Below are 24,693 nucleotides of genomic sequence, written 5' to 3' on the forward strand. Positions count from 1 at the left end.
GGGTTGCTGCATGGCGAGACTGCCGCCGCCAGGATTACTCGCTTTGCGGACTGATCAGGTTCTCGAAGGAGAAAATCTCGTCCCACTGCTCCTGGCTCAACAGCTTGCGTTCCTCAACGACGATCTGCTGCAGTGACTTGCCGCTCTCGTAGCCCTCGCGGGCGATCTCCGCGCACTGCTTGTAACCGAGGGTCGGCTTCAGCACGGTGACGATGCCGAGCGAATTGAGCACCATCTGCCGCGTGCGCTCGCTGTTGGCGGTGATCCCGTCCACGCAGTTCACGCGCAGGCTGGTGACCGCGTTCTCCATCGTGAAGATCGAGGTGAACAGGGCGAAGGTGATCACCGGCTCCATCACGTTGAGCTGCAACTGGCCGGCCGACGCCGCCAGCGTCACCGTCAGGTCGAGGCCGATGACCAGGAAGCTGGTCTGGTTCACCACTTCCGGGATGACCGGATTGACCTTGCCCGGCATGATCGACGAACCCGGCTGCATCTGCGGCAGGTTGATCTCGTTCAGGCCGCAACGTGGCCCCGAGGCGAGCAGGCGGATATCGTTGCAGATCTTGGTCAGCTTGGCGGCGGTACGCTTGAGCACTCCCGAAAGCTGGACGTAGGCGCCGGTATCGGAGGTCGCCTCGACTAGGTCGCCGGCGAGGATGAAGCGGGTCCCGGTCAGCTCGGACAGGTAGCGCGTCGCCAGCTCCGGGTAACCGGGCGCCGCCGTCACCGACGTACCGATCGCCGTCGCCCCGAGGTTGATCTCGTGCAGCAACTGACGTACCTCGGCGAGGCGGCTCACTTCCTCGCCGATCGTCGTCGCCCAGCCATTGAACTCCTGCCCGAGCGACATCGGAACGGCGTCCTGCAGGTGGGTCCGCCCCATCTTGAGCACGCGGTCGAACTCTTCGGCCTTGCGCCGGAATGCTTCCTGCAGCAGCCGCAGCGTATCCATGTAGCTCGCCAGGCGCAGGATCAGCGCCAGGCGAAAGGCAGTCGGATAGACGTCGTTGGTCGACTGTCCGTAGTTGACGTGATCATTCGGGTTGAGGTGCTGGTACTCGCCCTTGCGATGCCCGAGGCTCTCCAGAGCCAGATTGGCGATCACCTCGTTGGCATTCATGTTGGTCGAGGTACCGGCACCACCCTGGATGAAATCGGTGACGAACTGCTCACACAGCTCGCCGGCGATCAGCCGGTCGCAGGCGCCGGCAATGGCGTTGGCGAGCCGCGCGTCGAGCACGCCGAGGTCGCGGTTGGCCAGCGCCGCCGCTTTCTTGACGTAGCCGAAAGCCTTGACGAAAAACGGCTCGGCCGACATCGGAATCCCGGTGATGTGGAAGTTCTGCTTGCCACGCAGCGTCTGCACGCCGTAGTAGGCACCGTCCGGCAGTTCCTTATCGCCCAGAAAATCTCTCTCGATTCGTGCCATGGCGACTCCTTTCAGGTGATCGGGCTGGTTGTCGATGCGACCCATTCATTCTAGTCTACCCTCAGGATCCGGAGAACGGCGACGGCCGGGGCATGGCAGCCTCCCTTCGCCGGACCATCCTTCTTCTACCGGAACTGGCCGACACACCAGGCCATCGGCCACAATGGACCAGCAGGGAGGGCGTTGGATGAAGAATTGGGTGAGTGCACTTCTGCCGGCCCTGGGCATGGCCTGGGTGTTCGCGTCAGCGCATGTGCCGGCCAGTGACGGCCCGCGCGACCTGCCAGAGCGGGCTGGCGCCCTGCTCGGCGGCATGAAGGAGTTGGGACAGCAGTACCGTGATCTGCAGTTCAGGCGCGGCGGCATGCCTGCGGATGCCCGCGCCGCCGCAGCCGACAGGACCGCGCTGCGGCTGGCTGCCTACCGCGATGATCTGGCCAGGCTTTCGCCGCAGCTGGCAGCGGGCACCCGCTTTGCCGCCGATCTCGGCCAGTTCCTGCAGAATTGGCCAGACGAACCGGCGATCCGCCAGAACCTGCTGGACGACAGCTGGGGCGAGCGCATCCAGACGGACATCACCGCGCTGTGGCTGCAGGTGCCTGACACGCGCTCGGGCTGGAGGACGCCGTTTCCCTTGTTCCGGCCGTGAACAGCTGGCGCTCGTCGTCAGCCGGAACGCCGGCAAACGGTGCGCACGCGATCGCATCCACCCCGAGACCGGAGTGCAACGATGCATGACCGCCCGTCACCCGCCAGCCCCCTGCCCTGCCGCAGCGCGTTCCGACTCGGCAGGGCCCGATGCCTGGGTGCGTTCGCGCTGGCTCTCGCAGCCTTGCCGGCGGCATCCGGCGCCACCCTGACACTGGTAGGCAGCCGGCCGCTCGCTGCCGGCGCCAGCGCGGCGCCGCCACCCTGGCCGGCTGGCACGCGCTGGCGGCTCGATGCCAGCGGCCTGCACGGCCCCGAGCCGCTGGCGTGCCCGCGGGCGCGGCAGCAGATTCTTCTGCTCCCCACCCTGGGGCTTTTCCAGGGCGCCTGGCAGGCCGACGGCGTGGCGCAGGCACGGCAGCAGGCTGCCGCACTGGGCATCTCCGGGCCCGACACGACCACGCTGCGGCTGGATTGCGCCAATGGCAGTTTCGACCTGCATCGCGCGTCAGCCGACCGGCTGCTCACCGCGCTCGACGGACGGGTGCTCGTGCTCCGTCACCGCGCCACTGCCGGTGACGCACAGGCGCCGGTGCGCGAGCTGCTGCTGCAGCACCTGTCCGAGCAGGGCAGCCCCTTCGACGCCGCGCGAGTGTCGCGCCTGCAGGCGTGGCTCGCACCGTCGCTGAGCCAGGCTTTCAGGCGCTGGTTTGCGCGACCGCCGCGTCCCGACGAAGCACCCTACCTCGACGGCGATCCGTTCACCGACACGCAGGAACCACCGCCGTCGCTGGCCCTGGGCGAACTCGAGCGGCGCGGCGAGCAGGCCACGCAGGTGGTCCTGGTCGACGCCGGAGGCGGCCGTCAGCACCGCTTGGCGTATCGGCTGCAACGCCGCGACGGGGTCGGCTGGCGCATCGTCGACATCGACTACGGCGAAGGGGTCACGCTGCTGCAACTGATGCACAAGGACATGCAGCCGTGACGACCCATCCGGCGGCGACATTCGCGCACAGGCGTCGCCAGTTGGCGCCGGGCCGACGTGATGAGTTGCCCGCCCGCAGCGCGAGCTCGCTTCCATGATCCCGGCGCTCTGGTTGCCGCCGGTGCTGCTGGCGCTGATCATCGGCGGCGACGCCATCCTTGCCCGCGCCGCCGGCTTCGATTGCCGCAAGGCCGGCACGCCACTGGAGAGGACGATCTGTCAGGATCCGGTGGCCAGCGCTCTCGACGAGCAGCTTGCGGCGGCCTACCGCGACGCCGGCCAGCGCTGCCCGGACGCCGGGCTCAGGACCGCGCAGCAGCGGTGGCTGCACGAGGTGCGCAACGTCTGTCGCGACGTGGCGTGTCTGGCCCCGGCCTACCGCAGCCGCATCGCCGAGCTGCACGCCCGGCAATGCCGCGCCGGAGGCTGCGCCGGTGTTGAGCAGCGACTGATCGGCGCCTGGCGGCAGGCCTCCGCGGTTGGTTCGTTCGAGGAAATCGCTTTCGCGGCGGGAAACAACCCGCGCCAGGGCCGCTTCGATACGTGGCTGCACCGCCGCCCCGAATTCGTGAACGGTCGCTGGCAGCTGGAGGCCTGCGAACTGCGCCTGCTGCTGCCCGGCGAACCAGATGCCAGCGCGATGCGAATGACTCTCAGAAGCGTGGACGCCGATCACCTCGTCGTGCTGGAGCCGGACCAGACCAGGCCCGCGCGGTACCGGCGCGTCAGACCTTGACGATACACCCGCAAGCGAGGGGGCTTTTCAGGAGCCCTTGCCGCCAGTCTGGAGATTGACGCCGCTTCGTGCGCACTCCTATACTCATCGCGGCGCGATCGAGTTGTCAGTCCTTCGCGAGGCGGCGGTTGGTCGCCCCTGGCGATGGTCCGCCCGTGCCCCAGCCAACCACCGGGCGCCGTGCGACGGCTTTGGAATGTGCTCGCCCGGCCCGCTTGCCAAAGACTCCAGCGCCCATACCCCATGCGAAATCTGATCAGAAATCTCCAGTCCTACTGGCTGGCGGACGCCAGTTTCCTCACCTTGCTGGTCATGCTCCTCACGGCAGTGTTCGTCCTTCCGATCATCATGGAACACAGTGGTTACGGAGTACGGCTGTTCAACATCCTCCTGCTCAGCGTGTTCTTTTCGGGGATCTTCTCGACGCGCAGCATGGGGCTCATCGCCGTGTCCTCGGTTCTTTTCGGCATCAATCTGGCACTGCGCATCATCCGCTTCGGAGAAAACCCGTACTCGTATTTTGTCCTGGAGAATCTGATCGGCATCGCCAATACCCTGGTCTTCATTTTCATCAACCTCCGGCTGCTCTTTCGCGACCAGAGCGTCAACGCTTACCGGATTGTCGGAGCGGTCAATGTGTACCTGTTGCTGGCACTCATGGGAGCGCTGACGCTGGAAGTCATTCATGCCGCCACCGGCATGTCCCTCGGGGGCAATGTCGTGCTCACTGGCACCGACAATGACTACGCTCACTTCATCTATTTCAGCCTGGCTTCACTGACGACCGTCGGCTACGGCGACATCTATGCCGTCAGCCCTTCTGCCAGGATGCTGGCCGTCTTCCTGTCCACACTGGGCGTCATGTTCCCGGCCATCGTCATCGCCCGCATGGTCGGACTGGCGTCCAGCCCGCGTTGATCATCGCCATGGTTGCCGAAACGGTGTTTGAGAGCTCACTGGGCGAGTACTCGTGGGCTCACCCTGGTGCGCTGGCGTTCCCCATCCGTCCTCGTCGAGCGACGCCGCAGTGGCGGGTGGCGAGGCTATCGAGCCTGACCTTGCATCCAGTTCCGACGGGCGTGCGTATTCAGGACAGGCGGCTGCGGAGCAGCCGCCCCAAGCGGCCGCAACGGCATCCTGGACGCCCGGAGCGCGGCGCGCGACCCTTGGCCCGGTTGGCGGCATCCGGCAAACTGCCGCTGGCGAGCACGATGGAGTGAGCAGCCGATGGACGACACCGACAACCTGGCCGCCGAGCCAGCCGCTGCCAGCGAGGCGCCAGCAGCGATCGCCGCCGGCAGCGGCCCGCCGCCGCTGGCGGCCGACGATTCCTGCCTGCAGGCTGCGGTGGCCCGCGTCGTCCGCCAGGACGAACAGGCACTGGCCGAGCTTTACGACGCGCTCGCCGGACGCGTCTATGGCCTCGCGCTGCGCATCGTGCGCCAGGTGCAGACCGCCGAGGAGGTTACCGAGGATACCTTCTGGCAGGTCTGGCGGCAGGCACCGCGTTTCGACCCGCTGCGCGGCAGCGTCGCGGCCTGGGTGCTGACGATCGCCCGCAGTCGCGCGCTCGATGCCCTGCGCCGCTGCGAACCGACCGAAATGCTTGACGAGGAGAGGCTGGCAGCCGTCGCCGGCGACGGCGACCCGCAGGATCTGCTGCTGGCGGTGCAGCAGCAACACCGGCTGCATGCGGCGCTCGGCACGCTCGATGCCGTGCCGCGACAGTTGCTGGCGCTGGCGTTCTTCCGTGGCCTGTCGCACGAGGAGATCGCCAGTCAGATGAGCATGCCGCTCGGCACGGTCAAGTCACACATTCGCCGCGCCCTGCTTCGCCTGCGCGACTTGCTCGGCACCGATGATTGCCGTTTTCCGATGGTGACGCCATGAACAGCCCGCCCACCCACCTCGGCAGCACTGCAGCCGAAAATGACGAGCAGGAGGCGCTGCAAGGAATGATCTGTGACGGACTGGCGCCCATCGCCCTTCCCCCCGGCGCTGCCGGTGGACTGCGCAGCCGCCTGCTGCAGCGTGTCGGCGAAAGCGCCCGCCGCCACACCGGCCTGATCACCGTGCGCACCGGCGACGGTACCTGGCGCAAGCTCGTCAAGGGGGTGCGCAGCAAGCTGCTGCACGCTGGCGCCGACGGTGCTTCGGTGCTGATCGAACTGGCTGCCGGCGCGGTCCTGCCGGTGCACCGCCACCAGCATCTCGAGGAAGGCATCGTCCTGCGCGGCTCGCTGCAACTCGGCGACCTGAACCTGGTTCCGGGCGACTACCACGCCTCGCCAGCGGGCAGCCGCCACGGGCGCATATCATCCCGCTCGGGCGGGCTGGCATACCTGCGCGGCAGTTCGCTCGGCCACACCCGGGCCGCCCTCGGCGAACTCATCGGCGGACTGCTGCCCGGCGCCGGGCCGGCGGCGCACACCGTCCGCGCTGCCGACGACGACTGGCAGATGATCGCCGACGGCGTCGAACAGAAGATCCTCTGGCGCGCCGGCGACGTCGTTTCGCGCTTCTACCGCCTGGCAGCGGGCAGCCACCTGGCGGCCCATGCGCACGCACACGAGGAGGAGTGCATGCTGCTCGCTGGCGACGCGTACTTTGGCGACATTCTGGTACGGGCGGGCGAGTTCCATCTCGCGCCGGCGGGCAGCGCGCACGGTGAGATCAGCAGCGAGCATGGCGCGGTCGCCTTCGTCCGTGGTCACGCCTTCGTACCGTGATCCGCTGCAGGGGCGGCCAGCGCTTCGTGCTGATCAGTCGCTGGCGTCTCGAGACGAGCGCCGAGCGGCTTTGGCAAGTGCTGACGCGACCGACGCAGTGGTCAGAATGGTGGCCCGGCCTGCAGCGCGTCGATGAGCTTGCCGGCGGCGACCGCGAGGGCATCGGTGCGCGCCATGCCTTCGTCTGGCGCAGCGGTGTCGGCTACTCCGTACAACTCGTCATGCGTACGACGCGCGTCGCGCGTGCACGCGAACTCGAGGCAACTGCCAGCGGCGACCTGCAGGGCATCGGCCTGTGGCTGATCGAGGCCGAGGGGCCACACGCGGTGCGCCTGACCTACCGCTGGGATGTCGAACTCCGCCGGCCGTGGATGCGGCTGCTGGCGCCACTGTTGCGGAGTGTCTTCGCCCGCCGCCACTTCGCGCTGATGGCCGGCGGTGCCGCCGGCCTGGCGCGGCAGCTCGGCTGCCGTCTGTCGCAGCGCGAGGAGTGGTCGGCGATCAATCGCCTCACCGACGACCCCAGCGCGTCCTGAGCGGGTCGCCGGCAGGCGTCGCGCGGCCGGACTGGCGGTAGCTGCCGTACAATCCGCTGCCCTCCGTCAAAGCCATCGATGCGCCGCCTGTTGCTGATTCCGGTCGAGATTGCTGCCCGCCTGCAGCGCGATCTCCTGTTGCTGATTCTCGTCCTGCTCTGCATCGGGCTCAGCGTGCTCGACCCGGCAGCCATCGCCAGCTACCCGCAACTCGTCGACTGGCCGACGATCGCCGCCCTCGCCGGCCTGCTGCTGCTGACCACCGGTCTCGAGGAGAGCGGTTTCCTGCAACACCTCGCCTTCCACCTGATCACCCGCATGCACAGCGAGCGGCACCTCGCCCTACTGCTGGTCATCGTCTCGGCGATGCTCGCCAGCGTGCTGACCAATGACATCGCGCTGTTCATCGTCGTGCCGCTGACGCTTGGCCTGCACGGCATGGCCACCCTGCCGACTGCCCGCCTGGTGATCTTCGAAGCCCTGGCGGTCAATGCCGGCTCGGTGCTGACACCGATGGGCAATCCGCAGAATCTCTTCCTCTGGCATCGCTCGGGGGTCTCGTTCGCCACCTTCGTCGGCGAAATGCTGCCACTGGCGGCGATCCTGCTCGGCACCCTGGTGCTGCTGACCCTGCTCGCCTTTCCCGCGCGCCGTATCGACACACATGAAGACATCGGCCCGCCACCACTGGCGCGCCGTCTGCTGTATACGAGCCTGCTGCTCTATCCGCTGTTCCTGCTGCTGCTCGAACTGCGGCAGCCATGGCTTGGCCTGGCTGCCGTGTTGACGGTATTCGTGTTCGCCTTCCGCAACGTCCTGCGGCAGATCGACTGGGCTCTGCTGCTCGTCTTCATCCTGATGTTCATCGACCTGCGTCTGATCGCCGAGTTGCCGGCCGTTCAGGAACTGGTCGGCGCCGCCGGTCTGGAGGACCCGCAGCACCTCTATCTCGCCGGGGTGTTCGCTTCACAGGTGATCAGCAACGTCCCGGCAGCCATCCTGCTGGCAGAACATGCCGACGACTGGCGGGTGATCTCCTGGGCGGTCAACGTCGGCGGCTTCGGGCTGTTGATCGGCTCGCTGGCGAACCTGATCGCCCTCCGCCTGCTCGGCGAGCGACAGGCCTGGTGGCGCTTTCACGCCTGGTCGCTGCCCTTCCTCGGCGTCGTCGCCAGCCTCGCCGGCGCCTGGCTGTTCCTGCGCCAGTGACGGGCGGACGCGCCGCCGCCGGCGAAAAGCGACGCCGATTGCGGCACTATTTGGCTGAATTAACTTGATTCCCCTAGCCTTTTCCCGGCCTTCTTCCTATACTGGCAGGACAAGAATGGCATTCGAAGAAATCCAGACTGGAGACATGTCATGAAGATCTGCCTTCCGGGGTTGCTGCCCGAGCAGCTGGTGGTCGACCTGCCGGAAATCGACGCCCAGCACGAGGAGATTTTTTGCCGCATCGAGTCCCTGAAGACGGCCTGTTTCGAGAGCAGTCACGTGCCGGTTGCCGAGTTCGAAGCGCTCCTCGACTACTTCACGATGCACTTCGCCACCGAAGAGCGGCTGGCTGAAGAAGCCGGACTCGATTTCGTCGACCACGCACGCATCCACGAGGACACCCTGCGCCTGCTCCGCCGGGCGCTGGTGGAGGTGATTCGGGGCGCGCGGGACGCACACTCGTTCCTGCGCTACTGCGAGTACTGGTTCGAGCGTCACATCAGCGAGGACGACCGCCTGTTCATCAACAACCTGCAATCATCGAACTTCATGCCTTCGCCCGGATTCTGGCAAGGCGGCGACCTGCAGGCCTGCGCCTGAGCGGTCGTGCAGGAATCGTCTCCGCCAGCGCGACGGTTAAGCAGCGGGCGACGAGATGGATGCAATCGATCGACGAGGGCGAAGCAGGGGCTTCCCCCGTCCGTCGATCCACCATCCCTGATCGGTCCGGCTGCTGCGCTCACCGGTAGGGCGTTGGTTGCGGCGGTGAACAGTTGCCCTTCTTCGCCTGCCCCGGTGGGCAGTGCACCCCTTTCCCCTGCCCCTGTGGCTTCCCTTGGCCATGGTATTTCTGCCAATAGACCGGGTCGCGCCACTGCTTGCCGTCCCAGTAATAGCCGCGCCGGTCGCGGTCACCAAAGCGGATGGTCGTACCGCCGGCCTGGATATCAACGCTTCCCACATTGATCTGGACATCGGCCGCCGCTGCCACGATGGGCAGGGCTGCCAGGATCATGCAACACAGGGTCTTCCGCATCACAACCTCCGCAAGGAAACACGCGGCCGTTCGCCGGCCGCACACCGATCGCGATCAGGGTCGCGCCCACCGGCCGACTGCCAGTTGTGCCAGGTAATCCTGATGCACCGGCAGGCTCAACGCGTTTGGCCGTACCGCCTTGACGGCAGTGACCGCATCGTCCTTCGCCCATCCCCGTTCAAGCAGGATCTGGGCCACCATCAGCCCGGTGCGTCCCGAGCCACCCTTGCAATGGATGGCGACCCGCTGGCCGGTATCCAGCAAGCGGTGCACGGCATCGCGCTGCGCTTGCCAGGCGGCGGCGAAATCCGCCGCGGGCGCATGATCATCCTCGATCGGCAGATGAAACCACTGCAGCCCACGCTGCGCACAAATCTCGCCGAGCGTGCTCACTCCGTTGCTCGCCATTTCGCTGCTCGGCATCAGCGTCAGCAGGGCCGCCGCGCCCGCAGCCTGCAACTGCCCGACTGCCTCCGGTGCGTCGACGCCGCGGGTTCCCGGGCAAGGTGTGAGGATGAAACCGGCGCTGCCCTGCTGCAGTGGCAACAAGTCGGAGGGATGAGTGTTCATGCTGTGGCCCGTCGATGAGGGTTGGAAACCGACCCGCCCGCGAGGCGGTCTCGGAGGAATGCGGCAAGGGGCGATCGCCCGCCAGGCCGCTGCGCATGCTCGGATTCTCGGATTCGCGGATTCTACCGGACTTGAAGCGCCGCGCTCACTGCCGGATACTTGGCGAGCTGCCCGCGGGCACTGCCGGCGCGGCACCGCTTTCGCGAGGGAGGACCGATGACCCCATGCTTCCTGCCGCAGAATCCACGGCCGATCGGCTGCCGGGGGCAACTGCTGGCTGCCCTGCTCCTGCTGTTCGCTGCAAACTGGCCGATCACTGCCGCGGCTCAGGTCTTCAGCAGCGAGTTGCAGCGTTTCCGCCTGCGTATCGTCAGCGAGGGGCTCGAACATCCGTGGGGACTCGCCTTCCTGCCCGACGGCCGCATGCTGGTCAGCGAACGTCCCGGGCGTTTGCGGCTGATCGACGCCAGCGGCAGGCTCGACCCCGAACCCGTTCGCGGCCTGCCGGCGGTGGCGGCATACGGCCAGGGGGGACTGCTCGACGTCGCGCTGCATCCCCGCTACCGGGAAAATGGCTGGATCTATCTGTCGTACGTCGGCGAAGGACCCGGCGGCTACGGCACCGAGGTCCTGCGCGGCCGGCTGCGGGGCAAGGCGCTGCACGACGTGCAGATCCTCTTTCGCATGCGTCCCAAGTCGGGCGGCGGACAGCATTTCGGTTCACGCCTCGTCTTCGACCGACAGGAATTCCTCTTCATCACCCTCGGCGACCGCGGCGACATGCAGCGGGCGCAACGGCTCGACGACCACGCCGGCTCGGTCATCCGCCTGCACGACGACGGCCGCGTGCCGCAGGACAATCCCTTCGTCGCCCGGCCAGGCGCGCTGCCCGAGAAGTTCACCGTCGGCAACCGCAACATCCAGGGCGCCGCGCTGCATCCCGACAGCGGCGAGCTATGGGTGCACGAGCACGGGCCACAAGGCGGCGACGAGATCAACCTGATCCGTGCCGGCGGCAACTACGGCTGGCCGGTCATCACCTACGGCAGGAACTACGGCAGCGGCACAGCGATCGGCGAAGGAAGCGCCAAGCCCGGAATGGAGCAGCCGCTGCATCAATGGACGCCGTCGATCGCGCCCTCGGGGATGGCTTTCTACACCGGCGAGCGCTTCCCGCACTGGCGCGGCAACCTCTTCGTCGGCGCCCTGCGCGACCAGATGCTGCTGCGCCTGCAGCTCGACGGGCTGCGCGTCGTGCACCAGGAGCAACTGCTGCAGAACAGCATCGGCCGCATCCGCGACGTGCGCAACGGCCCCGACGGTTTCATCTACGTCCTCACCGACAGTGCGCGCGGCGTCCTCGCGCGCCTCGAGCCGCTGCCCTGATGAACCCGCCGGGCGATTCGCGGTTGGCCGATGCTGCCGCGGCAGCGCCGCTCGCCGCCGGGGACGGCCAGCCATCCGGCGCCGGCCCGACGGCGATCGCGGACCGCGCGGATCCTGCCGCGACGCCGACCCACGGCGGCCTCGACTGCCGCCGCTGCGGTGCCTGCTGCGCTTCGTACCGGGTCTCCTTCTACTGGGCCGAAGCCGAAGTCCTCGCCCTCCCCGACGCACTGGTCGAGCAGCTCACGCCCTGGCATGCCTGCCTCGCCGGCACCCAGTCCGGCAAGCCCCGCTGCCGGGCGTTGCACGGCGAGATCGGCTGTCGCGTCTGCTGCACCGTCTACCCGCAGCGCCCGTCGCCCTGCCGCGAAGTGCAGGCTGGTGATGAGCGCTGCCAACGCGCCCGCCGGCGCCACGGCCTGCCGCCGCTCGCCGCAGTCCGCTGAACGGCCGCATGCCGCCCGGGCGGCAGCGCCGCCCGCTCGCTCGCCAACCCGCCGCCGCGCCACGGCGCGCGATGGCGAATGCACTGGCAGCGTCCTATACTGGCGAAGGGACGAGGATGACCGCGACCCGGCAGCCTGGCCCGAACGGCGCCACCGGCCGGCACCGCAACTGCCGCGGCGAGCGTCCGCCGCGCACCGCAACCCATGCCGGAGAGAACGATGCCCGCTGCCAGCGATCCCCCGCCAGATGCCGCCGCTGCCGGCACACCACCGACCGCGCGACCGCCGGGCCGCCTGCGGCTGGCGATGGGCCTGCTGCCGGCGCTGCTCGGTGCCGCCGTCGGCGAGCCGTCGGCCGCTGCCGACGGCGCCGCTCCCTACGCCGCGGCCCGGCAGCGAATGGTCGACCAGCAGCTGATCGCCGACTGGCGCGGCATCAGCAACCCCGAGGTCTTGCGGGCGATGGCGACGGTTCCGCGGCACGAGTTCGTGCCGCCCGAAATCCGCCAGAGCGCCTACGAGGACCGCCCGCTGCCGATCGGTCACGGACAGACGATCTCACAACCCTACATCGTCGCCTTCATGACCGAGCAGCTGGCGCCGCAGGCCAGCGACCGCGTCCTCGAGATCGGCACCGGCTCCGGCTATCAGGCGGCGATCCTCGCCGGCCTCGTGCGCGAGGTCTACAGCATCGAGATCGTCGAAGCGCTGGCGAAGCGCGCCGCCGGCGACCTGGCACGGCTCGGCTACGGCAACGTGCGCGTCCGCCACGGCGATGGCTACCAGGGGTGGCCCGAAGCCGCGCCCTTCGACTCGATCATCGTCACCTGCGCTCCCGACCACGTGCCGCAGCCGCTCGTCGACCAGCTCCGCGAAGGCGGCCGCATGGTCATCCCGGTCGGCGATTTCGGCGAGCAGAGCCTGTTCCTGCTGCGGAAGAAGGGGGGCAGGCTCGAGCGCGAGCGCATCCTGCCGGTACGCTTCGTGCCGATGACCGGCACCGCCGAAAGCCGCCGCCGCTGACCGCCGCCAGCGGCGGACTGGGCGTCTGCTCCGCGGCAAGAGGACTGGCGGCAAAAAGTCAGCGCTAACGCGGGGGGCGGACCCCTCCTTTGCGTTTGATGCCGAAGCCGACACGAAAAATGTCGGGCATGTTGTAGCGCTTGCGATCTTCGGTGGGGTACAGGACAGCCAGCTCGACCAAGTCGTCCAGCAGCGTGCCAAGGTTGCCCCCGCCGGCGCTGCTGTAGCGGCGCGGTGGCAGCCGTTGCTTGCTCGCTGCCGCCGCCAGCGATTCGCTGATGCACGCGGGCGTCCACTGCTGCGCGAGTTCATCGACGCTCAGCGGCACGGTGCTGCGGCTGAGCGCGCGCAGCAGCGGTTCGACCCACGGGTAGTCTTCCTGCAGTTCCCGCACGCGGATTGCCGAAGCCTTTACCACGCCTTGCTGCACTCCCTGGAAGTGCAGCGCACGAGGGTCGCTGCGTTGGTGTTGCTCGGTCCACTCGGCGGCCTCGCGAAAGGCGAGCAGAATGCTGCGTGGGCTGAGACGCCGTTTGGCGTCGGCCAGGTGAGCGGGAATCCATGTCCAGGTGAAACCGCGCGTCGCACTGCGACCGACCCAGGGGCCCGCCAGGTCTTCGATCACCCAACGCAGTGCATCTGGCGGCAGATCGCGTGGCAACGGGTAGGCTCCGTGCGCCGCCGACCAACGCAATCCGAGATGCTGCGCCAGCGTTGCCCGGAAGGCGGCGCCAGCGGCTGGCGAATTCGCCAGATGCTGGGCGACAAGGCGATACAGATCGTCGGCGCGCCAGTCGAGAGTCTGTTTCGCGTGCAGGAGTTTGGCACTGTCGGCAAAGCGCCAGACCTCGTCTTCCTCCTCGACCATGTCGGGACGCAGGAAGAACTTGCAGCGCAGCGCGCGACGCGAGCGGCATTCGAGACCGAGTTTGAGCGCCGCAGTCAGCAGACCACGGATGCGCGACCAATCGCCGCCCAGACGGTCGAGCGCATCGAAAAGCAGCAGCAGGGTTCGGCGTTGTGCCGCCAACTCGCGGTCGACGGTCGCCAACATCTCGGCGACCGCCGCCGGCTGTGCGGCGACCCAGCCGACTGCGGCCGGCCAGTTGTCGTCGAACGGCAGATTCTTGCCCAGGAGTTTCAGCGCATGGCGCAGGAGCACGGCGCGCCAGATCGCATCCGGAGCCTGCCGGGAAGCGACGAGCGCCTCCATCACCTGCTCAGGAGGAAAATCGTCGCCACTCAGATCGAGACCAAAGCCGACGCGCACGACGAGTTGCTGGTTGGTGGCCAGGCGCGCCTCAGCGGCCACGAAGTCGCGCGTCGTGTCGTTGGCCAGCACTGCGGTCCAGAAACTCTTGCCTGCGCCGCGCATCCCTTCGACGATCGTTGTTTCGGGCGACAGAGCCTTGCTGTGCGTCGGTGGCACGCTGATCTCACTGAGTTGCGGCGGTTCCAGGTTTTCCCAGGCCGCGACATCCGGCAGCTCGCGCAAAGCGCCGCGGTACTCGGCAGCCGCGAAGACGGGTGAGCGACCGTCTGCTCGCTTTCCTTCAGACATCGGTGATCTCCCTGGCGATGCGCTCACGCAGCTCCATCCGGTTCGCTGGCAGGCAGCAGGCGTTCCGTTGCCGCAGCGAAAAACGCCGCGAAGGTGGGTGCGATCGTTTGCCAATCGGGCCGTGCCGCCGCGTCTGCAAGATCGATCGTCCGCAGACGGGGGTCGAAAGCGATGAACAGCGGCCAGTGCGGCCCATCCTCGTCGAGGGGGGCCAAAACCCGCGCGACTCGCTGCTCGTCATGGGCCATTCGGTCGTCGACACACGCGCTGCTGTGCGCTGCGGCGCCTGTAGCGACGCCCTGTTCGTCGCTCTCGTCGCTGTCGTAGTTCTCGTCATCGTAGAGCGGCTGCCACGTCTCGTAGCAGCGCATCCGGGCGCGCTGGCGCGTGTTCTCGGCAATGTCCGCCTGCGCCACGACCATCGTCAACCGCCAGCGCAGATCGTCATCCGGCATTCCCCACTGTACGCTGCGTGCCTGGCGCAAATGGTCGAAAAGCAGTCCATAGGCTTGCCAGCTTGCCGGGTCGTCACGAGCGAAGAGAAACACCTGCGCCGCCAGGCGGGTCATCACCGCGGAGCTGATATCGTGCAGCCCCGCGCGCGAATCGAGCAGTACCGCGTCGGGAGGCTCGGGCAGTCGCGCGAGCTGCTCGAGCAACTGCCAAAGGCGCTCGGCGATGCCGAGCAGAACGGCCCCATCGGCGCTCGCTGACGGCATATAGACGCGGCCGAGCTTGTTGATGTAATCGCGCGTCTTCTTCCCATACGCGGGAAGGACACGAATACGGCCGGGAGCGTCGTGCGCCAACGCGCAATTGGACAGGTATTCGTGCAGCAACAACTCGTCGGGCGGCGCGCGCAACGATTCGACCAGCCAGTCGACGAGCCCGTAGTCGGGCAGCCACTCATCGCCGAGCAGGACGCCGGCGAGGCCCGGCGACTCGATATCGAGATCGACCACCACCACGTCACGGCCCTCGCGCGCCAGGAACCAAGCCCAGAGTGCGCAAGCGGTTGTTCTCCCGACGCCGCCCTTGATGCTGAAAGCGACCGCGGTCGGCAGCGGCGGGCGCGCACCCAGCGGGTTTCGCAGCCAGTCCTGATTCGTCTGCAAACGATCAACCAGACAGGTATTGGGCGCATCCGGGAGGCTTACGCGATCGGCGGAAGCCAGCACGTCGTTGGCGTCGATCAGATCGCCAACTGCCAGCAGAACGCGTCGCTCGCCGGGGCTGTAGCGACCCAGCGTGGCATGCAGGCGAGCGGCGAGTGCCTGCCACGCGGCGGTGTCCGCCAGCGCGTCGTCGGGCAGAACGACGAACAACCCGCCGAAAGCGTCGCGGACGATCGTCGTCTCGGGTCGCGCCTTCTCGGCGAGCGGAGCGAACTGCTCGGACAGAAGTTCCAGGACGGCCGGCAGCGCCTGATCAAAACAGCGAACGGTCGTGCTCATCGTCGAATCACGTTCCGCGACTGCCACTCAGGCCGCAGGCACCGAGCAGGCGTTTCGTCGCCTGCCGGTGGCTCGCCATGCTCGAAGACGAAACAATGCCGTCGCCCGCGTAACGCTGTTCGACACGCCAGTCCTGAAAAGGATTGCCGGCCTGTACCAACGACTGGAGTGTGGGGGCAAGCTTGGCGACGCCCTGCAGCGGGATCCTGTCCCACAGTTCGTCGATATGTTTCCAGTAAGCCGAAGCCAAACCCCCGCCCGAGGAGCATCCGGGCAGCTTCGACAGCACTGCCTTGACCGCGCACTCCGCGGCAAGACCGTAAAGCTGGTCGGCGTTTTCGGTTCGTTGCGCGCCGCTCAACCACTCGGCGTCGCGCCAGTGGCGCTGTGCGGCTTCGTCGTACTTCTCGTTCATAGGGGCTGCGCCAAGGAGAACCACCGCATGATTGCCAGCGGCGAGTATCTGCGGCGACGCGGGTTCCTGTCAACGCGTGCGGCGTTGGCTCTGATCACCTCGTGCCAGGGGGAGTGAGGGCCGATGGCGCGACCGACTGCGCTCGGAAAAGGAGGCCGGGAGGGCGCGATCGACCCGCCGGTCGTCCGCGATACGGTGCTGCGGCTGCACAAGGCAGCGGCGCGGCGGCTGGCGCAGCGCCGCCGGCAGTGCATCGCTCAGCCCTTCTTGCGCGCCTCGATCTGCTGCCGGATCCGTTCGATCTCGAGGCGCCTGGCCTCGGGCGAGCCCCACGGGATCGGCCGCTGTGCGGCGGCGGCGCGTGCCGCCGCGCGTTGCGCCTGCAGCGCCCTGGCTTCCGCCAGGAGCGCCTCCTCGCGCGCGCGCTCGGCCGCCAGCAGGCGCTCGGCGGCAATCGGCGCCGTGCGCGCCGGCAGCCCGGCGAGTTCGAGCAGGCGGTCGATCGCCTTCTGCACACTGTCCCATTCGCCGTGATCCCAGTGCGAGACCTCGCTGATCAGCGGCAGGTTGAGGGCGGCGATGACCGGCAACCAGATCTCGTCCTCGCCCTGGCGGCGACGCACCGACAGGCCGGGGTCGAACTGGTACCAGCCCTGTTGCAGGCGCCGGAACAGCGCCCGGTTGTAGGCGTAGTCGCGATCGATCTCGTTGCGCGCCAACACCGAGGAGAGATACTGCCGCCGCCGGCGTTCCGGGCGGACGATGTTGGCCGGCAGGTGCTGCCAGGCATCGAGGATGTCCTTCGTCTCGAAGGCCCCCATGCGGCGCCTTTGCGGGTGTGTGAAGCGCGACTTGAAGAGCACCCAGAGCGTCTGGAAGAGCGCGTACTCGGCCAGGTGGCGGTCGAGGCGGACCAGGCGGTCGCCGCTGCGCAGGTCGATGCTGGCCGGTGCCAGCCGCTCGTAGAGCGCGGCGAGCGGGCCGGCGGCGAAGGCCGCATCGCGAAAGCCCTCGCGCAGCGCCCAGTGCAGCGCGTTGTGGCCATATTGGTCGACGGCATCGCGGTCGGCGCCGCGCTCGAGCAGCGCCTCGACCAGCGCCAGGTTGCCGGCCGCCGCCGCGGCCATCAGCGGCGTCTGGTTCATCGGCAGCCGATGCTCGACGCCGTACTGCTCGCACTGCCGCAGGATGTCCTTGAAATGCCGGGCGAAGTACGGCACGTAGGTCTTGCGGCCGAAGGTCGCGCGCTGCTTCGGAAAGTTCACCGCCTGCTCGAAGCGCGCCTCGGCGACCAGCCAGGCGGCCAGCTGGGGCTCGTCATGGCAGGTGGCGTACTCGTAGAGCTGCTGCTTCAGCTTGGCACCCGGCGCCTGTTCGCGGAACACCTTGTGCAGCAGCTCGACGAGTTTTTCCTCGCCGAGCACCGGCCACGGCACCGGCGCCTGCTTCAGGATCGTCTGCCGGATCGCTTCCGCCTGCTCCTGCTTGCCCTGCAGTTCGAGCTTGCGCGCCTCCTTCTGCCAGTCCTCGAGCGTCGACTTCTGTGCCGCGACGTTGAGCTGGCCGACGCTCAGGCCGAGCAGGCCGACCAGCGGATGCGCGCTGTCCGACTCGATCACATAGACGTTGCGGATCGCCCGCGTCAACGCGACATAGAGCGCGTTGACGAAGAACTTGTAGACCTCGAGCGACTTGTCACTCTTGTCCTTCGCCCGCCGGTAGTCGAGCGTCTCGACCTCGAGGTCGGCGGCGGCAACGCCATCGACGATCTCGGCGAACTCGGCGCGGTGATCGGAGATGAAGCGGTAGAGGACGATGTTCTCGTACTCGAGCCCCTTCGCCTCGTGGATCGAGAACAGCAGCGGCGTCGCGAAATGCCGGCGCGCCTCGAGCTTGTCCTCGTCGCGCATGACCAGCACGGCGAACTGCGTCGACTGGCGGATCTTCTGGTCGAGTTCGCGCTTCGTCGCCTCCCGGTCGGGGATCAGCGCGACCTGGCCCGCGTCGCCGCCGACCGCCTCGACGAGGAAGTTGCTCTCGCGGTCGATCGAACCGAAACGCCGGTGCTTGATCTTGAGCAACTGGTTGGCGACGCGCGTCGCCTCGAGCCCGTTGCGGAAGTTGGCGCTGAGGACGCGCAACTGCTGCCGCTCGGCGAGTTTCGGATCCTTCCAGAAGAGGCTCTTGACCTGGCTCCAGGAGAAGAAGTTGGGGTGCACGATCTGGTTCGAATCGCCGCAGAGCAGGAAGTGTCCCGGCTTCCTCAGCGTTCGCAGGACCAGCGCCAGTTGCACGGTGGTGATGTCCTGCACCTCGTCGATGACGACGAAGTCGTAGCGCGGCGCCGCCAGCGCCTGCCACTCCTGGGCAACGAGGTTGAGGTCGTAGAGCTTCGCCTCGGCCAGCCAGGCGCGATACTTGTCGAACAGTTCGTAGAGCCGCTCGCGCTGCTCGACGGCGAAGATCGACTGGCGGACGCCGAGCGCCAGGTACTCTTCGCGACCCAGGATGCCACCGGCGCCGGCCGCCAGGACGCCACGAATCTCCTCGAAGGCCTGGTGCCCGTCGAAGTCGCGGAACGCCTGCCGCTGGCGCGCGAACCAGCCGGCGAAGTCGCGCCAGCTCGCCTCGCGGCCCGCCGGCACGCGGATCGACTCGACGAACTCGCGATACGAGAGGAAGACCGCCTCCTGCGCCGCGTGTTCGAAGCCGTTGGCGTAATAGAGATCGCGCGCGCCCTGCGCGAGGAAGCGCGAGTGCGTGACGTAGAGCACCTCGCCTTCGGCGTGCTTGAGCTTTTCGAGGGTCAGCGCCGTCTTGCCGCTGCCGGCGCTGCCGACGACGATCAGCGGCGCCGGCTGGCGGTAGATTGCCTCCTGCGTGTCGTCGAAGGAGATCGGCTTGTCGAGCAGATGGATCGCCGTCCGTTGCGGGTGCAGGTAGCGCAGCGGCTCGGCTTCGCCGACCGCCGTCGCGGCGTCGATGTCGGCGACCCGGCTCTCGTCGATCGCCGCGCCACGCAGGAAGCGCGAATTGTCGTAATCGTGGTTGGCGATCACCTCGAGCATCAGCGCGCATACCTCGTCGCCGTGGCGGACGAGCGAGAAGAGCAGCCGGTCGGCATCGTCGAGGCGGGCGCGGTAGAACTTGCCGTGGCTCAGATTGACCAGCTTCTTCACCTGCGCGGCGCGGAAATCGCCGCGCGCGATGGCCTCCGCCACCTTGCGGTAGCTGGCCCGGACGCGCGTCGTGTCGAGGCCGTCGTATTCGAGAATCTTCACGTGTGCTTGCGGCGTGGTGGATGGGAAAAAGCGGTGGGTCGGCGCTGCGGCGCCTGCGCGAACGAGTCCGAAGAGACTGGCGAACGGCCACCGCCCTGCGGCATCGCCGTCACTGCCCGGCCGCAGCGACAGCGCGATTCTACCGCAGGCTGCTGCCGTGCAGCGGCAGCGGCCGGTGGCCGGCAGGCCGGAGCAGTGGCGCGCCACGAGTCGAGCCAGAGAAGCGACACCGGCGAGGCGCGACGCCGCGGATTGCTTGCCCGCGGCATCCCGATGCTTCCCTGAGGCCTCAGGATGCTTCCCTGATCGACCGAGATGCTTCCCTGATGCATCAGGATGCTTCCCTGATGCGTCAGGATGCTTCCCTGAGGCGTCAGGATGCTTCCCTGATCGATCGAGATGCTTCCCTGATGCGTCAGGATGCTTCCCTGATAGATCAGGATGCTTCCCTGATAGATCAGGATGCTTCCCTGATGGATCGAGATGCTTCCCTGATGCATCAGGATGCTTCCCTGATGCGTCAGGATGCTTCCCTGATGCGTCAGGATGCTTCCCTGATGCGTCAGGATGCTTCCCTGAGGCGGCCGGGCAACCACCTCGAAGCATGGGCTTCCGGCCGCCGCGATCAGCCTCGGCGGGCGAAGAGCTGGCCGACGCGTCGGGAATGCGCCGCCAGGTCGAACGCGTTCGGGTCGAAGTCGTCGCCGAGCCATTCCCGGATGCGGGCGTAGTCGGCGGCCGCCGGGTCGCTCCAAGTGGCGAGGAGTTCGGCGTAGCCAGACACGCCACCACAGTCCTCGGGCGGACACGCCCCCTTGCCGGAAATCAATACGGCACGCGGTGCCGCCGGATCGAAGGGCAGCCGCCTCTCGATGCTGATGCTGTGCCACCAGTCGTCGCCGAAGTCATACCAGTAGCGGAACCTCTTCGGACCCGACCGCCCCGACAGCCAGGGGAAGAGCGTCGCGGTGTCTTCGGGAACCGCCGGTTCGTCATCGTCGACCATGCCGCCCGAGTCAAGCGGCATGGCGATCCGCAGGCCGGCGACGCGGAATTCATGCTGGTGGGCATCGCGCCAGCCCATGGCCACTTGGATGACCCGGTGGAATTCCTCGAAACTGAGGCCGTCGTCGACCTCGACGCGGCGCCAGATCGTCGGCCGAAAGCGCTCGAGGCTGATTTTCAGGCGCAGACGTCTGCGCAGAGTCGTCGGTGGGCTGTTCATGCTTGCAGCACCTTGGTCGATTCCTCGCCAAACTGGCTGACCACGCGCCTGCCGGCCCGGCAAGGAATGGGGTGGGAAACGAAGCCGTAGAGGCGGTCGAAGGCTTCGTCGTCGATTTCGATCTCAAGCTTGGCCCAATCGACCGCCGGCTGGTCATGGAGCGTGAAGATGCGGCGACCGGGGCGAACGTCGCGATAATTCAGGTTGCCCTGCGCGTCGGTGGCGTAGTGCCGCGCCGGTTCGTCGTAGGGCGAATTCAGGATCGGGTTGTCGGCGGCGGCCATGGGCTGACGGGGGACCGGCTGGGAGGTGAGTGATTCTAACAGCCACGCCAACAGCCACGAAGTGATGCTGTCGGTGCCTTGTGGCAGCGGCCGCCAGCACAGCGGGTGATGCTTTCCACTGCCGGGCAGGCATGAACTCCTGCCGCCCGGCGCCGTCGAAGCGCTGCAGGCAACAGGCGCCCGGGCTGCACGCCGATCACCCCACTTTCACCGCCGAAGCCAATCACCCCTCGTCCCCACCACAACCCGAAGGATCCTTCATGCCATCCCTCTCCAGCGCAGCACTCGAGCAGCTTTTCCTCAACGCCCGCACGCACAACGTCTTCCGACCGGAGCCGATTCCCGAGACCACCCTGCGGCAGCTCTACGACCTGATGAAGTGGGGGCCGACGTCGATGAACTGCCAGCCGGCGCGACTGGTCTTCGTCACCAGCCCGGAAGCCAAGGCGCTGCTGGCGCCGGCGCTGTCAGCGGGCAACCTGGAGAAGACGCTGGCCGCGCCGGCGACGGTGATCATCGCCACCGACAGCCTGTTCCACGAACACCTGCCGACGATGTTCCCCGCCTACGACGCGCGGCCGATGTTTGCCGCCAACGCCGAACTCGCCGCCAGCACCGCCTTTCGCAACGGAACGCTGCAGGGTGCCTACCTGATCCTGGCCGCGCGCGCGCTCGGCCTCGACTGCGGCCCGATGTCCGGCTTCGACGCCGGCAAGCTCAACGCCGCCTTCTTCGCCGACGGCCGCTTCCAGGCCAACTTCCTCTGCAACCTCGGTATCGGCGACCCCGCCGGATTGCATCCCCGGGGACCGCGACTCGCTTTCGACGAGGCCTGCCGGATCGTCTGAGCGGCCGATGGGTCGCGGCATGCGGATGCTCAGGTGGATCGTGATCGGCGTCGTTGCCACGGCGCTGCTGGCCGTTCTCGCCGGCCAGATCGGATGGTTCCGCGGCACGCCTCCCGGCGACCTCGGGGTGCACGCGGGCCGACTCAAGCCACCGTCGGAGACCGCCAACAGTGTCAGCAGCCAGGCGTTCCTCTGGCCCGGGCACGCACAGCGGGAGCACGCGCAGATCGCCCCGCTGGCGCTGCGCGGCGATGGCCCGGCGACGATCGCCAGGCTGCAGGCACTGCTGCAGGGGCAGCCCGGCGTCAGCATCGTCGACCGCCGCGCCGACTATCTCTACGTCCGCTGCGAAACGCGACTGATGAAGTTCGTCGATGACCTCGAGTTCTGGTTCGACACCGACAACGGGGTGATCCAGGTGCGCTCGGCGTCGCGCGTCGGACGCAGCGATTTCGGGCTCAACCGCCGGCGCATCGAGGAACTGCGGGCCCGTCTCGCGGCCTCCTGAAGCGGTGCCGACCGCGGCGCGCTACAGCATGTTCTCGAGAAAGGCGCGCGTACGCGGGTGTTCGGGGGCGGCGAACAGCTCGCGCGCCGGACGCGCTTCGACGATCTCGCCGCCGTCCATGAAGACGACGCGGCTCGCCACCTCGCGCGCGAAAGCCATTTCGTGCGTCACGACGAGCATCGTCATGTGCTCTTCGGCCAGTTCGCGGATGGTGCGCAGGACCTCGCCGGTGAGTTCGGGATCGAGCGCCGAGGTCGGTTCGTCGAAGAGGATGATGTCCGGCTCCATCGCCAGGGCCCGGGCGATGGCGACGCGCTGCTTCTGGCCGCCGGAAAGCCGTGACGGATAGCTCGCCTGCCTGTCGAACAGGCCGACCCGGCGCAGCAGTTCCTCGGCGCGCGGGACGATGACGTCGCGCCGCAGGCCCTTGACGGTGAGCGGCGCCTCGATGACGTTCTGCAGTACCGTCAGGTGCGGGAACAGGTTGAAGTGCTGGAAAACCATTCCCATCCGGCGACAGATGCGCCGGATGTCGGCGTCGGGCGCATGGCGACAGACGCCGTCGGTCGTGCTGCTGACCAGCGTCTCGCCGGCGATGTCGATGCGGCCGCTGCTGATCGTCTCGAGATGGTTGAGGCAGCGCAGGAAGGTGCTCTTGCCCGAGCCCGACGGGCCGATGATGGCAACCACCTCGCCCCGGTCGACCGCCAGCGACACGCCCCGGAGGACTTCCACCGCGGCAAAGCGCTTGTGCACGCCGCGCGCGTCGATCATCGGACTAGCCATCGTAGACCGCGTGCTTCCTTTCCAGGTGCTGGAAGGCCAGTGTCAGGACCAGCGTCATCAGTAGATAGAAGGCCGCGGCGATGACGAAGGGCATCGTCGTGAAATCGCGCTGGACGATGCCGCGCGCGGCGCGCAGCAGGTCATTCATCGCCAGGACGTAGATCAGCGAGGTGTCCTTGACGAGCGTGATCGTCTCGTTGCTCAGCGGCGGCAGGACGCGCTTGAAGACCTGTGGCAGGACGATCCGCCGCATCGTCTGCGGATAGCTCAGGCCGAGCACGCGCGCCGCTTCGTACTGGCCGCGATCGATCGACTGGATGCCGGCGCGGAAGATCTCGGCGAAGTACGCCGCATAGTTGAGGACGAAGGCGACGATGGCTGCCGGAAAGTCCGGCAGGCGGACGCCGATGACCGGCACGAAAGGCAGGGCAAAATAGATGAACAGCATCTGCAGCATCAAGGGCGTGCCGCGCATCAGCCAGATGTAGCCATTCACCAGCCCGCTGGCGAAGGCGAAGCGCGAAACCCGGACGAGGGCCAGCGCGAGGCCGAGCGGCACGGCGAGGACGAAGCTGATGAGAAAGACCTGCAGCGTGACCCCCGTGCCCTCCGCCAGCGGGCCGATGATCCGCATCAGATAATCCATCCGGCACTATTTCCTGATGATGTCCTTGCCGAACCATTTGGTCGAGATCGCCGCGGCCGAACCGTCTTTCTTCATCTCGTCGAGCGTCTTCTGCAGGCGCGCCATCAGTTCGCCGTCGTCCTTGCGCGTCCCGACGCCGTAATCCTCAGTGCCGAAGTTTTCGTCGAGAACGCGGTACTCGCCCGGCTTCTTCGCCGTGTAGTAGCGACCGACGACCTCGTCGACGACCAGCGCATCGAGTCGCTCGGTGCCCAGGTCCATCAGCGCGGTGACGTTGTCGCCGAACCTCTTCAGCTCCTTGAGTGACTTTGCGGTGGCGCCGTCGCGCTCGACGGCCTCGATCGCGCTGCTGCCCTCCTGCACACCGACGACCTTGCCGGCGAGGTCAGCCTTGGTCCGGATTGGTGATGCCTCGCGGACGACGATGATCTGCCGGTTCTCGAGGTAGGGCGTGGTGAACAGGATCTTCTCCTTGCGTGCCTCGGTGATCGTCAGGCCGTTCCACAGCACGTCGACCCGCTTGCCGTTCAGTTCGGCCTCCTTGGCATTCCAGTCGATCGGCTTGAAACGCACCTCGACGCCGAGCCGCTTGCCCGCCTCGCGGGCGAGATCGATGTCGAAGCCGACGAGCGCGTTGCTCTCGTCACGAAAGCCCATCGGCGGGAAGTTGTCGTCCAGCCCGACGACGATGGCGACAGCCGGCGCCGGCGCCGCCGCCGGCTTGCCTGCGGCGGCATCCTCCTGGCGGCCGCAGGCGGCGAGCAATGCGGCGGCAACGAGGACGAACGACAGAACCGTGGTGATCTTCTTCATTCTTCTTTCCTGTGAGGGTGGCGATGGCCGCGGCAGACGCCGGGGCGGCCATCTCGTCGCCAGTTTGCAAAAGTCTCGTTGCCGGGCGACGGCTGCGACGAGGGCGACAGTATACCCAAGTCCCGACGCTCTCCCT

27 protein-coding genes are annotated in these 24,693 nt (G+C 67.5%); 14 read left to right on the top strand and 13 right to left on the bottom strand.

Features of this window, described 5'->3' with window-relative positions; genetic code table 11:
* Window positions 1-34 precede the first annotated feature (34 nt).
* Window positions 35-1,432: an aspartate ammonia-lyase gene (locus V5B60_RS21410; RefSeq protein ID WP_332350090.1), complete on the bottom strand. Its 1,398-nt coding sequence runs from the start codon at window positions 1,430-1,432 to the stop codon at window positions 35-37.
* A 199-nt stretch (window positions 1,433-1,631) separates the two neighbouring features.
* Between V5B60_RS21410 and V5B60_RS21415 the strand changes: the two genes are divergently transcribed.
* From V5B60_RS21415 to V5B60_RS21455, 9 genes are all read left to right on the top strand, one after another.
* Complete coding sequence (locus tag V5B60_RS21415; protein ID WP_332350092.1) at window positions 1,632-2,081, top strand: hypothetical protein; 450 nt, start codon at window positions 1,632-1,634, stop codon at window positions 2,079-2,081.
* 81 nt (window positions 2,082-2,162) lie between these two features.
* Complete coding sequence (locus V5B60_RS21420; RefSeq protein WP_332350095.1) at window positions 2,163-3,065, top strand: hypothetical protein; 903 nt, start codon at window positions 2,163-2,165, stop codon at window positions 3,063-3,065.
* Window positions 3,066-3,186: 121 nt separating this feature from the next.
* The gene (locus V5B60_RS21425; protein ID WP_332350096.1) at window positions 3,187-3,801 is read left to right on the top strand and encodes a lysozyme inhibitor LprI family protein; all 615 of its coding nucleotides are present in this window, start codon (window positions 3,187-3,189) and stop codon (window positions 3,799-3,801) included.
* A 243-nt stretch (window positions 3,802-4,044) separates the two neighbouring features.
* On the top strand, window positions 4,045-4,719 hold the full coding sequence (locus V5B60_RS21430; RefSeq protein WP_332350099.1) for a potassium channel family protein: 675 nt from the start codon (window positions 4,045-4,047) through the stop codon (window positions 4,717-4,719).
* Window positions 4,720-5,028: 309 nt separating this feature from the next.
* Entirely contained in the window at window positions 5,029-5,691 is a 663-nt protein-coding gene (locus tag V5B60_RS21435) for a sigma-70 family RNA polymerase sigma factor (RefSeq protein WP_332350101.1), read from the top strand.
* On the top strand, window positions 5,688-6,530 hold the full coding sequence (locus tag V5B60_RS21440; protein WP_332350103.1) for a cupin domain-containing protein: 843 nt from the start codon (window positions 5,688-5,690) through the stop codon (window positions 6,528-6,530). The genes V5B60_RS21435 and V5B60_RS21440 overlap by 4 nt, the downstream gene beginning before the upstream one ends.
* A complete protein-coding gene (locus V5B60_RS21445) occupies window positions 6,527-7,066 on the top strand; it encodes an SRPBCC family protein (protein ID WP_332350105.1) in 540 nt (179 codons plus the stop codon). Before V5B60_RS21440 ends, V5B60_RS21445 begins: the two co-directional genes overlap by 4 nt.
* A 78-nt stretch (window positions 7,067-7,144) precedes the next feature.
* Window positions 7,145-8,275, top strand: coding sequence for an SLC13 family permease (locus V5B60_RS21450; protein ID WP_332350108.1), 1,131 nt, complete (start codon window positions 7,145-7,147; stop codon window positions 8,273-8,275).
* A 150-nt stretch (window positions 8,276-8,425) separates the two neighbouring features.
* On the top strand, window positions 8,426-8,875 hold the full coding sequence (locus tag V5B60_RS21455; protein WP_332350110.1) for a bacteriohemerythrin: 450 nt from the start codon (window positions 8,426-8,428) through the stop codon (window positions 8,873-8,875).
* Window positions 8,876-9,014: 139 nt separating this feature from the next.
* Here V5B60_RS21455 and V5B60_RS21460 read toward each other — a convergent pair whose 3' ends face one another.
* Window positions 9,015-9,311: a DUF2502 domain-containing protein gene (locus tag V5B60_RS21460; protein ID WP_332350111.1), complete on the bottom strand. Its 297-nt coding sequence runs from the start codon at window positions 9,309-9,311 to the stop codon at window positions 9,015-9,017.
* Window positions 9,312-9,365: 54 nt separating this feature from the next.
* The gene (locus V5B60_RS21465) at window positions 9,366-9,881 is read right to left on the bottom strand and encodes a phosphatase domain-containing putative toxin (RefSeq protein WP_332350113.1); all 516 of its coding nucleotides are present in this window, start codon (window positions 9,879-9,881) and stop codon (window positions 9,366-9,368) included.
* A gap of 216 nt (window positions 9,882-10,097) precedes the next feature.
* On the opposite strand from V5B60_RS21465, the gene V5B60_RS21470 reads away from it, so the two are divergent.
* The 3 genes from V5B60_RS21470 (at window position 10,098) to V5B60_RS21480 (ending at window position 12,736) form a co-directional block, all read left to right on the top strand.
* Window positions 10,098-11,267 carry a PQQ-dependent sugar dehydrogenase gene (locus V5B60_RS21470; protein ID WP_332350115.1) on the top strand — a complete coding sequence of 390 codons (1,170 nt, stop codon included), beginning with the start codon at window positions 10,098-10,100 and terminating at the stop codon, window positions 11,265-11,267.
* A 95-nt stretch (window positions 11,268-11,362) separates the two neighbouring features.
* Window positions 11,363-11,713, top strand: coding sequence for a YkgJ family cysteine cluster protein (locus tag V5B60_RS21475; RefSeq protein ID WP_332350688.1), 351 nt, complete (start codon window positions 11,363-11,365; stop codon window positions 11,711-11,713).
* A 219-nt stretch (window positions 11,714-11,932) separates the two neighbouring features.
* Window positions 11,933-12,736 carry a protein-L-isoaspartate(D-aspartate) O-methyltransferase gene (locus V5B60_RS21480; protein WP_332350117.1) on the top strand — a complete coding sequence of 268 codons (804 nt, stop codon included), beginning with the start codon at window positions 11,933-11,935 and terminating at the stop codon, window positions 12,734-12,736.
* Between the two features lie 64 nt (window positions 12,737-12,800).
* Here the strand turns inward: V5B60_RS21480 and V5B60_RS21485 are convergent, their stop codons facing one another.
* The 7 genes from V5B60_RS21485 to V5B60_RS21515 all read right to left on the bottom strand — a co-directional run bounded on the left by V5B60_RS21485 (window position 12,801) and on the right by V5B60_RS21515 (window position 20,956).
* Complete coding sequence (locus V5B60_RS21485; protein WP_332350119.1) at window positions 12,801-14,297, bottom strand: hypothetical protein; 1,497 nt, start codon at window positions 14,295-14,297, stop codon at window positions 12,801-12,803.
* Window positions 14,298-14,320: 23 nt separating this feature from the next.
* Window positions 14,321-15,751: a KGGVGR-motif variant AAA ATPase gene (locus V5B60_RS21490; RefSeq protein ID WP_332350121.1), complete on the bottom strand. Its 1,431-nt coding sequence runs from the start codon at window positions 15,749-15,751 to the stop codon at window positions 14,321-14,323.
* Between the two features lie 7 nt (window positions 15,752-15,758).
* Complete coding sequence (locus V5B60_RS21495; RefSeq protein WP_332350124.1) at window positions 15,759-16,166, bottom strand: hypothetical protein; 408 nt, start codon at window positions 16,164-16,166, stop codon at window positions 15,759-15,761.
* Between the two features lie 257 nt (window positions 16,167-16,423).
* Window positions 16,424-19,447 carry an ankyrin repeat domain-containing protein gene (locus V5B60_RS21500; protein WP_332350126.1) on the bottom strand — a complete coding sequence of 1,008 codons (3,024 nt, stop codon included), beginning with the start codon at window positions 19,445-19,447 and terminating at the stop codon, window positions 16,424-16,426.
* Window positions 19,444-20,043 (bottom strand): hypothetical protein, encoded by a 600-nt coding sequence (locus V5B60_RS21505; protein ID WP_332350127.1) that lies wholly within the window; start codon window positions 20,041-20,043, stop codon window positions 19,444-19,446. The genes V5B60_RS21500 and V5B60_RS21505 overlap by 4 nt, the downstream gene beginning before the upstream one ends.
* 29 nt (window positions 20,044-20,072) lie before the next feature.
* Window positions 20,073-20,672 (bottom strand): plasmid pRiA4b ORF-3 family protein, encoded by a 600-nt coding sequence (locus V5B60_RS21510; protein WP_332350129.1) that lies wholly within the window; start codon window positions 20,670-20,672, stop codon window positions 20,073-20,075.
* A complete protein-coding gene (locus V5B60_RS21515; RefSeq protein WP_332350131.1) occupies window positions 20,669-20,956 on the bottom strand; it encodes a hypothetical protein in 288 nt (95 codons plus the stop codon). The genes V5B60_RS21510 and V5B60_RS21515 overlap by 4 nt, the downstream gene beginning before the upstream one ends.
* Window positions 20,957-21,216: 260 nt before the next feature.
* Here V5B60_RS21515 and V5B60_RS21520 point away from each other — a divergent pair, with 260 nt between their 5' ends.
* Both V5B60_RS21520 and V5B60_RS21525 read left to right on the top strand, forming a co-directional pair.
* Window positions 21,217-21,804, top strand: coding sequence for a malonic semialdehyde reductase (locus tag V5B60_RS21520; protein ID WP_034942895.1), 588 nt, complete (start codon window positions 21,217-21,219; stop codon window positions 21,802-21,804).
* Window positions 21,805-21,829: 25 nt separating this feature from the next.
* On the top strand, window positions 21,830-22,312 hold the full coding sequence (locus V5B60_RS21525) for a DUF1499 domain-containing protein (protein WP_332350134.1): 483 nt from the start codon (window positions 21,830-21,832) through the stop codon (window positions 22,310-22,312).
* 21 nt (window positions 22,313-22,333) lie between these two features.
* Here the strand turns inward: V5B60_RS21525 and V5B60_RS21530 are convergent, their stop codons facing one another.
* The 3 genes from V5B60_RS21530 to V5B60_RS21540 are packed head-to-tail and all read right to left on the bottom strand — an operon-like array spanning window position 22,334 to window position 24,557.
* Entirely contained in the window at window positions 22,334-23,086 is a 753-nt protein-coding gene (locus V5B60_RS21530) for an amino acid ABC transporter ATP-binding protein (protein ID WP_332350690.1), read from the bottom strand.
* A 4-nt stretch (window positions 23,087-23,090) separates the two neighbouring features.
* On the bottom strand, window positions 23,091-23,744 hold the full coding sequence (locus V5B60_RS21535; RefSeq protein ID WP_332350137.1) for an amino acid ABC transporter permease: 654 nt from the start codon (window positions 23,742-23,744) through the stop codon (window positions 23,091-23,093).
* Between the two features lie 6 nt (window positions 23,745-23,750).
* A complete protein-coding gene (locus V5B60_RS21540; protein ID WP_332350139.1) occupies window positions 23,751-24,557 on the bottom strand; it encodes an amino acid ABC transporter substrate-binding protein in 807 nt (268 codons plus the stop codon).
* Between the last annotated feature and the right edge of the window lie 136 nt (window positions 24,558-24,693).

The organism is Accumulibacter sp., from assembly GCF_036625195.1.
In the GTDB taxonomy this organism is placed as follows: Bacteria; Pseudomonadota; Gammaproteobacteria; order Burkholderiales; family Rhodocyclaceae; genus Accumulibacter.

Coding starts and splice junctions, on each gene's coding strand:
- V5B60_RS21510 (WP_332350129.1), bottom strand. CDS start 20,672: ATGAACAGCCCACCGACGACTCTGCGCAGACGTCTGCGCCTGAAAATC.
- V5B60_RS21535 (WP_332350137.1), bottom strand. CDS start 23,744: ATGGATTATCTGATGCGGATCATCGGCCCGCTGGCGGAGGGCACGGGG.
- V5B60_RS21490 (WP_332350121.1), bottom strand. CDS start 15,751: ATGAGCACGACCGTTCGCTGTTTTGATCAGGCGCTGCCGGCCGTCCTG.
- V5B60_RS21410 (WP_332350090.1), bottom strand. CDS start 1,432: ATGGCACGAATCGAGAGAGATTTTCTGGGCGATAAGGAACTGCCGGAC.
- V5B60_RS21495 (WP_332350124.1), bottom strand. CDS start 16,166: ATGAACGAGAAGTACGACGAAGCCGCACAGCGCCACTGGCGCGACGCC.
- V5B60_RS21465 (WP_332350113.1), bottom strand. CDS start 9,881: ATGAACACTCATCCCTCCGACTTGTTGCCACTGCAGCAGGGCAGCGCC.
- V5B60_RS21440 (WP_332350103.1), top strand. CDS start 5,688: ATGAACAGCCCGCCCACCCACCTCGGCAGCACTGCAGCCGAAAATGAC.
- V5B60_RS21420 (WP_332350095.1), top strand. CDS start 2,163: ATGCATGACCGCCCGTCACCCGCCAGCCCCCTGCCCTGCCGCAGCGCG.
- V5B60_RS21520 (WP_034942895.1), top strand. CDS start 21,217: ATGCCATCCCTCTCCAGCGCAGCACTCGAGCAGCTTTTCCTCAACGCC.
- V5B60_RS21455 (WP_332350110.1), top strand. CDS start 8,426: ATGAAGATCTGCCTTCCGGGGTTGCTGCCCGAGCAGCTGGTGGTCGAC.
- V5B60_RS21485 (WP_332350119.1), bottom strand. CDS start 14,297: ATGTCTGAAGGAAAGCGAGCAGACGGTCGCTCACCCGTCTTCGCGGCT.
- V5B60_RS21515 (WP_332350131.1), bottom strand. CDS start 20,956: ATGGCCGCCGCCGACAACCCGATCCTGAATTCGCCCTACGACGAACCG.
- V5B60_RS21530 (WP_332350690.1), bottom strand. CDS start 23,086: ATGATCGACGCGCGCGGCGTGCACAAGCGCTTTGCCGCGGTGGAAGTC.
- V5B60_RS21540 (WP_332350139.1), bottom strand. CDS start 24,557: ATGAAGAAGATCACCACGGTTCTGTCGTTCGTCCTCGTTGCCGCCGCA.
- V5B60_RS21430 (WP_332350099.1), top strand. CDS start 4,045: ATGCGAAATCTGATCAGAAATCTCCAGTCCTACTGGCTGGCGGACGCC.
- V5B60_RS21450 (WP_332350108.1), top strand. CDS start 7,145: ATGCGCCGCCTGTTGCTGATTCCGGTCGAGATTGCTGCCCGCCTGCAG.
- V5B60_RS21480 (WP_332350117.1), top strand. CDS start 11,933: ATGCCCGCTGCCAGCGATCCCCCGCCAGATGCCGCCGCTGCCGGCACA.
- V5B60_RS21435 (WP_332350101.1), top strand. CDS start 5,029: ATGGACGACACCGACAACCTGGCCGCCGAGCCAGCCGCTGCCAGCGAG.
- V5B60_RS21470 (WP_332350115.1), top strand. CDS start 10,098: ATGACCCCATGCTTCCTGCCGCAGAATCCACGGCCGATCGGCTGCCGG.
- V5B60_RS21525 (WP_332350134.1), top strand. CDS start 21,830: ATGCTCAGGTGGATCGTGATCGGCGTCGTTGCCACGGCGCTGCTGGCC.
- V5B60_RS21460 (WP_332350111.1), bottom strand. CDS start 9,311: ATGCGGAAGACCCTGTGTTGCATGATCCTGGCAGCCCTGCCCATCGTG.